The 7,358-nt window shown below is 69.7% G+C and carries 8 protein-coding genes; 4 read left to right on the forward strand and 4 right to left on the reverse strand.

Annotated elements, in window-relative coordinates; translation table 11 throughout:
• Positions 1–13 precede the first annotated feature (13 nt).
• Positions 14–1,270 carry a class I adenylate-forming enzyme family protein gene (locus RJ03_RS20035; RefSeq protein WP_036504636.1) on the reverse strand — a complete coding sequence of 419 codons (1,257 nt, stop codon included), beginning with the start codon at positions 1,268–1,270 and terminating at the stop codon, positions 14–16.
• 94 nt (positions 1,271–1,364) lie between these two features.
• Entirely contained in the window at positions 1,365–2,159 is a 795-nt protein-coding gene (locus RJ03_RS20040) for an enoyl-CoA hydratase/isomerase family protein (protein ID WP_036504637.1), read from the reverse strand.
• A 65-nt stretch (positions 2,160–2,224) separates the two neighbouring features.
• Between RJ03_RS20040 and RJ03_RS20045 the strand changes: the two genes are divergently transcribed.
• Positions 2,225–3,262 carry a glutathione S-transferase family protein gene (locus tag RJ03_RS20045; protein ID WP_036504638.1) on the forward strand — a complete coding sequence of 346 codons (1,038 nt, stop codon included), beginning with the start codon at positions 2,225–2,227 and terminating at the stop codon, positions 3,260–3,262.
• Positions 3,263–3,316: 54 nt separating this feature from the next.
• Here the strand turns inward: RJ03_RS20045 and RJ03_RS20050 are convergent, their stop codons facing one another.
• Both RJ03_RS20050 and RJ03_RS20055 read right to left on the reverse strand, forming a co-directional pair.
• Positions 3,317–3,691, reverse strand: a complete 375-nt coding sequence (locus RJ03_RS20050) for a VOC family protein (protein ID WP_036504639.1) — start codon at positions 3,689–3,691, stop codon at positions 3,317–3,319.
• Positions 3,666–4,616: a helix-turn-helix domain-containing protein gene (locus RJ03_RS20055; RefSeq protein WP_083871182.1), complete on the reverse strand. Its 951-nt coding sequence runs from the start codon at positions 4,614–4,616 to the stop codon at positions 3,666–3,668. The genes RJ03_RS20050 and RJ03_RS20055 overlap by 26 nt, the downstream gene beginning before the upstream one ends.
• A 162-nt stretch (positions 4,617–4,778) precedes the next feature.
• On the opposite strand from RJ03_RS20055, the gene RJ03_RS20060 reads away from it, so the two are divergent.
• From RJ03_RS20060 to RJ03_RS20070, 3 genes are read left to right on the forward strand one after another with little or no spacing between them, the layout of a single operon-like run.
• The gene (locus tag RJ03_RS20060) at positions 4,779–5,525 is read left to right on the forward strand and encodes a hypothetical protein (protein ID WP_051024904.1); all 747 of its coding nucleotides are present in this window, start codon (positions 4,779–4,781) and stop codon (positions 5,523–5,525) included.
• Entirely contained in the window at positions 5,522–6,451 is a 930-nt protein-coding gene (locus RJ03_RS20065) for an ATP-binding cassette domain-containing protein (protein WP_036504641.1), read from the forward strand. Before RJ03_RS20060 ends, RJ03_RS20065 begins: the two co-directional genes overlap by 4 nt.
• Complete coding sequence (locus RJ03_RS20070) at positions 6,448–7,242, forward strand: ABC transporter permease (protein ID WP_245552334.1); 795 nt, start codon at positions 6,448–6,450, stop codon at positions 7,240–7,242. The genes RJ03_RS20065 and RJ03_RS20070 overlap by 4 nt, the downstream gene beginning before the upstream one ends.
• Positions 7,243–7,358 lie beyond the last annotated feature (116 nt).

Below are 7,358 nucleotides of genomic sequence, written 5' to 3' on the forward strand. Positions count from 1 at the left end.
CGCACCGCAACGGCTATCCGGTGCGGTGGACCAGACCGTCGGTATCGATGCTGACCTGATTTCCGGTGTGGAACCAGCTGCCCGTGAACCGCGATTCGGTGGTCTGCGGGTCGTTCCAGTAGCGCGGGGTGATATTCGGTCCGCGACAGAGCAATTCGCCGCTACCGACCCCGGCCCGCGGCCCCCACAGCGCCAATTCCGTACCGCCGAACGGGAATCCGAGAACGTCGCGGCCGGGCGTCGCGCCGCTGTCCACCCGTGCCAGTCCGATACCGCTGGTTTCGGTCGCACCCCAGACCGACCACTGCCGGGCCAGCGGGAACACCTCGCGCAGCGCCTCGGCGACGATTTCCGCGGTGCCGGCGTCGGTCGCGGCCAGTTCGGCGCGATGTCCCGCACTGCACACCTGGCGCACGCCCTCCGCCCGCAATCCGGCGAGCTCGGGCAGCAGGCCCGCGAAGATGCGGGGCGTCGCGGCCACCATATCGATGCGTTCGGCGACGATCGTCTCGGCGATCATGGCGGGGTCCGGGGCGAGCACGACCGTGCCGCCCACGGCGAAGGTGGGCAGCAGTTGATCGACGCAGCCGCTCGCGTGGGCCAGCGGCATCAGGACCAGATTGCGCAATCCCTCGGTCGGCAGATCGAAGGCCCCCACCACCGAACGCACCGCCGACAGCAGATTCTCGTTGGTCAGCTCGACACCGCGCGGACCGCCCGGCGCCTCCGAAAGACCCTGGCCCGCGGCGCCGCTGGTGTAGCACAACAAAGCGAGCTCGGTCAGCGAGGCGCCGTCGTCGATGAAGGCCGCACCGTCGGGGAAATCGGCGTAACCGGCTTCGGCGCCGCCGCCGTCGAGGACGAAATCCGCGCAGCTGTCCGCGATCACCTGGGCGGCGACGGTATCGGGCAGTCCGTCGTGCACCAGCACCGGCACCGCACCGGACAGCAGGGCGCCGAGGAAGGCCTGAACCCAGCGCGCACCCACCGGCATCCGCACGGCAACCCGGTCGCCGTAGCCGATTCCGTGTTCCTGCAGCCCGCCGGCGATCCGGGAAGCGGCATGCCACAGCTGCCGGTAGGTCAGCCGCGGCCCGCCGATTTCGACGACCGCCTCCCGGGCCGAGAACGCGTGTACCTGCACATCGAGTAGTTCGGTGAGGGCCGGATTCAGATTCCCGTACCGCAGCACGCCGTCGGCTCCGCGAGCAAGAGGGTTGCCGCACCACGGATTTCGCGTCTGCGGATATTCGATCAGAAGCTGCGTCATCAAGTCCCTCCGGATGCCTCGATCAACAGGCACCTGTGACTATATGACGCAGATCACAATCGTGGGGCGTTAGGCGACAAAGATGTCCGAGCGATCACCGCCCGGTGTAGCTCGCCTTCCCCGGGCCCACCTCGAGGAAGCTGCGCACCGCGCCCCGCAAATCCTCGGTGTCGAACAATTCGCCGGAGACCTTGGGCGTCACCGAATCGGCATGTTCCACGCCGCCGGACCGCCAGGCCTCGATGATCTGCTTGGTGGCCGCGTGCGCCCGAGTCGGGCCGTCGGCGAGGCGGGCGGCCAGCGCCCGGGCCGCGGCGTCGACATCCTCGTGCACCGCGTTGACCACACCCCAGTCGGCCAGGGTGGCGGCGTCGTACAGGTCACCGGTCATGACCAGTTCCCGGGCCCGGCCGGAACCGGCGCGCTCGGCCAGTCGCTGCGGGCCGCCCATCGACGGCGTCAGGCCCACGACCGTCTCCACCAGCCCGAACTTGGCCTTCGGCGCGGCCAGCAGGATGTCGCAGGCCAGCGAGATCTCGAAGGCGGCGGTCAGGGTGAGTCCGTGGGCGGCGAAGACCACCGGGCACGGCAGCGCCTCGACCGGGTGGATGATGCCCTGGAACAGGCGCTGCCACAGCTCGGCGCCCTGATCCGCGCTCAATCCGTCGAATTCGTGGACGTCGACACCGCCGGAGACCACCTTGCCCTCGGCGCGGATCAGCAGCGCCCGCGGCGGGTTCGCGGTCAGCTCGGCGAGATCGGTGGCGAGCGATCCCAGCAGCGCCGAATCGAACAGGTTCAACGGCGGATGGTCGATGGTGATGATCGCGAGCTGGGCGCCGGCCTCGGTCTCGGTCCGCTCCAACCGGGTGGGTTTCGAATCGCTCATCGGCCGAATCTATCCAGAAGGGGACGTCACCGGTACCCCGGCCACCGGTCTGCCAGACTGGTGCGGTGGATACCTCGCCGACCGAGAACGCCGGTTCGAACACCGCGACCTATGTCGAGCCCGGCGAATTCAAGCGCGACACCAACTACATCACCACCCGGATCACCGCCGACGGCCGCGACGGCTATCCCGTCGAACCGCAGCGCTATCGGCTGATCGCGGCGCGGGCCTGCCCGTGGGCCAACCGCACCCTGATCGTGCGGCGGCTGCTCGGCCTGGAACAGGTGATCTCGCTGGGGCTGTGCGGGCCGACCCATGACAAACGCAGCTGGACCTTCGACCTCGATCCGGGCGAGGTGGACCCGGTGCTGGGCATCCACTTCCTGCGCGATGCCTACCTCGCGCGCGATCCGGAGTATCCGCGCGGCATCACGGTTCCGGCGGTGGTGGACGTGCCGACCGGACAGGTGGCCACCAACGACTACCCGCAGATCACGCTCGACTTCTCCACCGAATGGACGCAGTTCCACCGGCCGGGCGCGCCGCAGCTGTATCCCGAACCGCTGCGCGCCGAGATCGATCAGGTGAATCGGCGCGTCTACACCGAGGTCAACAACGGCGTCTATCGCTGCGGCTTCGCCGGCAGCCAGGACGCCTACGACGCCGCCTACGACCGGCTGTTCACCGCGCTGGACTGGCTCTCGGAACGGTTGAGCGACCAGCGCTATCTGGTCGGCGACACCATCACCGAGGCCGATGTGCGGCTGTTCACCACGCTGGTGCGGTTCGACCCGGTGTATCACGGCCATTTCAAGTGCAATCGGAACAAGCTGACCGAACAGCCGGTGCTGTGGGCGTACGCCCGCGACCTGTTCCAGACTCCCGGCTTCGGCGATACCGTCGATTTCACCCAGATCAAGCGGCACTACTACGTCGTGCACAGCGATATCAATCCGACCGGAATCGTGCCGAAGGGGCCGGAACTGTCGGGCTGGCTCACGCCGCACGGGCGAGAAGCGTTGGGCGGCAAGCCCTTCGGCGACGGCACCCCACCTCCGCCGCCTCTGCCCGCAGAACGCGTTCCGGCCGCCGACTGGGTCTGACGGTCACCGATGCGCGGAGGCGGCAGTCCGCCTCCGCACCGGATCGTCGTTTCGTTACGCGGTGGTTCCCGCGTAGGTGCCGAAGCTCCAGAACACGCCCTCCGGATCGCGGCAGGTGAACCCGCGCGAGCCGTAGTCCTCGTCGCGAAGTCCGCGCACGATGGTCGCCCCGGCGTCGCGGGCGCGTTCGAAGAGGCCGTCCGGATCGTCGACGACGATGTACACCGAACCGGTCCCGGGCGGCTGCTCGCAGAGCGCGGAATCGTCGCGCTGCGAACCGAGCATGATCCCGCCGCCGCCGGGCCAGCCGAGTTCGGCGTGCTGGACCACGTCGCCGGTGCCGTAGCGGGCGACTTCGACGAAGCCGAAGGCCCGTTGCAGGAAATCGATCGCCGCCGGGGCGTCACGGTAGATGAACGTCGGCCACACCGGGGCCGTCGTCGTTGCGGTTTCGGTCGTTGCGGTTTCGGTCGTTTCGGTATGGGTTGTTTCGGTCATGCTCCCAGCCTTTCTCGCTCGGTATCCCGTCGTCTTGGACGAATGGGAACACCTCGCGGGCACGCCACACCGAGGGCGGGCAACCGGCCGATTCGCGCCATTCGCGGGCCATATGGGCCTGGTCGTAGTAGCCGGTCGCGGCGGCCACCTCGGCGATGCTCACCTCGGGGCGGCGCAACAGACGATGGGAGACCTCGAACCGGGTCAACCGCGCCGCCTCCTTCGGCGTGATGCCGAACTCACCGGTGAATCGCGCGGCCAGATATCTTCTGCTCCAGCCGATGTCGTGCGCCACCCGGGCGACCGCGGGTGCGCCCGCGGGGTCGGTCAGCAGCCGCCAGGCTCGGCGGAGATTGGCGTCCATCTCGAGCCGGCGCGGATCGAGCGCGGCGACCCGCGCGCAGAAGACCTCGTCCAGCACCGCGAACCGCGCCCGCCAGTCGGAGGTCGCGGCGATCCGCTCACGCACTCGCTCGGCGTCGGGCCCCAGCAGGTCCGACAGGTCGACGATCCACTCCCCCAGCTCACCGGCCGGAATTCCGAACAGCGCCCGCGCACCCAGCGGTGTGACCGCCAATTGGATGCCGTGCTGGTAGCCGTTGTGCGCGATCAGTGTCGGTCGCAGGGTCAGTCCGCCGGCCAGCGCGTCCCAGCGGCCGCCGGCCTGATCGGGATGGGAGGACACCGGCACATCGATCGGTTCGCCGATGGTGAGGATCACGGTGATCGTGGTACTCGGCATACCGACGTGCACGCCCGGGTCGAAGCCGTGCAGGAAATATCCGTCGTAGCGGCCGAGGTAGGGCCGCAACGACGGGGCCGGCAACCGGCGCGCTCCCGCGGAGACACCACTCATCTCCTCCACGGTAGGCGTCGCGCGGGCCCGGCGGAACCGGACCCGGGCGCGATTCGTTGCACGGTCGACGGCCGTATCGGCCACCGTCGCCGACTTCGTCCGCGGCCGTCGGACCGGCACCACTAGAGTTTGTGCCGACCGGACGAGAGGGGTGCGTTACCGATGTTCGACAGCGGCGTGGAAAAGGCCGTGCGGTCACTGCTGGACAACGGGGCACAAGTGCAGGCTCCCGCGGTCGCGAAGTACGTCGACCGGTTCCGCCGATCCCATCCGGACGAGAGTCCGGCCCAGATCCTCGACCGGCTCGAGAAGATCTACCTCACGACCGTGACCGGCAGCGGTACCGCGGTCGGCGCCACCGCCGCCGTCCCGGGTGTCGGAACCCTGACCTCGCTCGCGGCGATGAGCGCGGAAACCACCTTCTTCATCGAGGCCTCGGCCGTCTTCACCCTCGCCGTCGCCGCCGTGCACGGCATCGCCCCCGAGGACAAGGAACGCCGGCGCGCGCTGGTACTGGCGGTGGTGCTGGGCGAGAGCGGTATGGAGATCGTGCAGCAGAGCGTGGGCCATTCGGCCAAGAACTGGGGCACGCTGCTGGCGGAGCGGATACCGGGTATCAAGGGGATGAACGAATCACTGATGAGGCGGTTCGTCGTCCAGTTCATCACCAAACGCAGCATGCTCATGTTCGGCAAGGTGCTGCCGGCCGGAATCGGCGCGGCCATCGGCGGATTCGGTAACCGGGCGCTGGGGAAGAATGTGATCGCCAACTCGCACAAGGCATTCGGGCCCGCGCCGATGCGGTGGTCCGGCGGTACCGCGCGCGGCACCGTGATCGACGCGGATCCACTTCCGGCACTGGGTGATCCGGACGGCACCGCCTCCGGTTCGACGGCCGAGCAGCGATGAGCGCGGCTCGCTCGCTCGCCGTCTCGATCAGCGGACTGCACAAGCAGTTCGAGGGTCTCGTGGCCCTGCGCGACGTCTCGTTCACCGTTCCGGCCGGCACCACCGCGGCCCTGGTCGGCCCGCCCGGCTCCGGAAAATCCACGCTCATCGACATCCTGCTCGGATTGCTGCGCGCGGATTCCGGTAGCGCCGAGGCCCCGGGCGGCGGCGGGATCGGCGCGGTACTGCAGCCGCGCGGTCTGCATCCGGCCCGGACCGTGCGAGCCCAGTTGCGGGTATACGCGGCGGCGGCGGGCGTGGACGACGATCGGGTGGACGCGATGCTCGCGACGCTGCGCCTCGGCGAGGCCGCCACGACGCGGGTGCGCGATGTCCCCGAGGGGCTGCGCACGCGGCTGGCCTTGGCGCAGGCACTGCTCGCGCAGCCCCGTCTGCTGGTGCTCGACGACCCGTTCGACGGTCTCGAATCGGCCGAGCGGGCATGGCTTTTCGATTATCTGCGGGCTCATGCCCGGCGTGGTGGGACCACCCTGTTCACCTCGCAGAGCCTCGCCGCGGCCGTGCCGGTGTGCGATCAGGTGATCGTGCTCTCGGCCGGTTCGGTGGCCTATCAGGGCAGTCCGCGCCGGCTGCGGCGCAACCACCCGGATCGGCTGGTGGTCGCGGCGTCGAGTCCGATCGCGCTGGCCACGACGCTGGCCGCGCAGGGTTTCACCGACGCGGTCATGCGCAGCGACGGCAGGCTCGCCGTCGCCGACGCGTCGCGCAGCGAGATCGAGGCCGCCGCGGCGCTGGCGCGGGTCCACCTGGGCGAGGTGGTGGCCGAACCCGTCCATCCGGATCGGGTCCTGGCCATCCTCACCAAATCGTCCGCGCCCCCGGCCTATCCCGCCCCCGCCCCTGCGACCATGTACGGAACGCGATGATGCTGCCGACCCTGCCCACCGTTCCCGCCGAGGTGAGCCGGGCGGCGACCGCCGAACTCCGCAAGATCACCGCGGTGCGCTCGGGATGGCTGCTGCCCCCGGTGCTCGCGGCCGTCGCCTTCGTCGTCGCCTCGGCGTCCGCGGTGCGCGGCTCGGGTCCGCAACCGCACGAGGCGCTGGCGACCGGGACGGCGACCGTCGGGTTGTATCTGGCGATCGTGGTGGCGGTGGGCGCGGCGGCGATCGGCGGCGCGGTCACCGCGGGCGACGAGTACCGTTACCGCAGCATGGGGCTCACCGCACTGTTCACGCCCGACCGAGATGTGCTCTTCGGCGCGAAAGCCGGTGTGGCCGCGATCTATTCGCTGGTGCTCGCGGCGTGTGCGGAGGTCGGCGCGGCGGTGGGCCTGCTGGCGTTCGGGCGGCACACCGTCGAATTCGGCTGGCGACTGGTCGGGGTGTTCGGCGGTGGCCTGCTCGCGGCGGTGTGCTGGGGCGTGATCGGCGTGAGCCTGGGGTTGCTGGTGCGATCGCCGAACCTGGCTGTCATCGCGATCGCGGGATGGCTGTTCATTCTGGAACCGCTGATCTGGCTGGTCGCCAAGGGGGCGGGAATCGCGGGCGTCGTGGTGCTGCTGCCGGGTTCGGCCACCATCGGCACGGTCGCGGTCGGCTCCTTTCCCGAGAGTCCGTTCCTGCCGCCCAATGCGGCCTCGGCCGTGGTGCTGGTGATCTGGGCCGTCGCCGCCGGGGCGGCCGGTTGGTGGTACCTGCGCACGCGCGACATCTGATCCGCGCGGATTCACCCGCACGGGGTGCGGGAGACACCGGGTGTCGGGGCCCGTCGGTACCGTCGAATCGACATGAACGACACCGAAACCCTCGACTCCGGATCCGGCCGCGACGC

This window comes from Nocardia aobensis NBRC 100429, from assembly GCF_000308375.1.
Classification (GTDB): domain Bacteria; phylum Actinomycetota; class Actinomycetes; order Mycobacteriales; family Mycobacteriaceae; genus Nocardia; species Nocardia aobensis.

Excerpts from the sequence above, each read along its gene's own strand:
- RJ03_RS20035 (WP_036504636.1), bottom strand. The coding sequence starts at position 1,270 with ATGACGCAGCTTCTGATCGAATATCCGCAGACGCGAAATCCGTGGTGC.
- RJ03_RS20040 (WP_036504637.1), bottom strand. The coding sequence starts at position 2,159 with ATGAGCGATTCGAAACCCACCCGGTTGGAGCGGACCGAGACCGAGGCC.
- RJ03_RS20055 (WP_083871182.1), bottom strand. The coding sequence starts at position 4,616 with ATGAGTGGTGTCTCCGCGGGAGCGCGCCGGTTGCCGGCCCCGTCGTTG.
- RJ03_RS20060 (WP_051024904.1), top strand. The coding sequence starts at position 4,779 with ATGTTCGACAGCGGCGTGGAAAAGGCCGTGCGGTCACTGCTGGACAAC.
- RJ03_RS20065 (WP_036504641.1), top strand. The coding sequence starts at position 5,522 with ATGAGCGCGGCTCGCTCGCTCGCCGTCTCGATCAGCGGACTGCACAAG.
- RJ03_RS20070 (WP_245552334.1), top strand. The coding sequence starts at position 6,448 with ATGATGCTGCCGACCCTGCCCACCGTTCCCGCCGAGGTGAGCCGGGCG.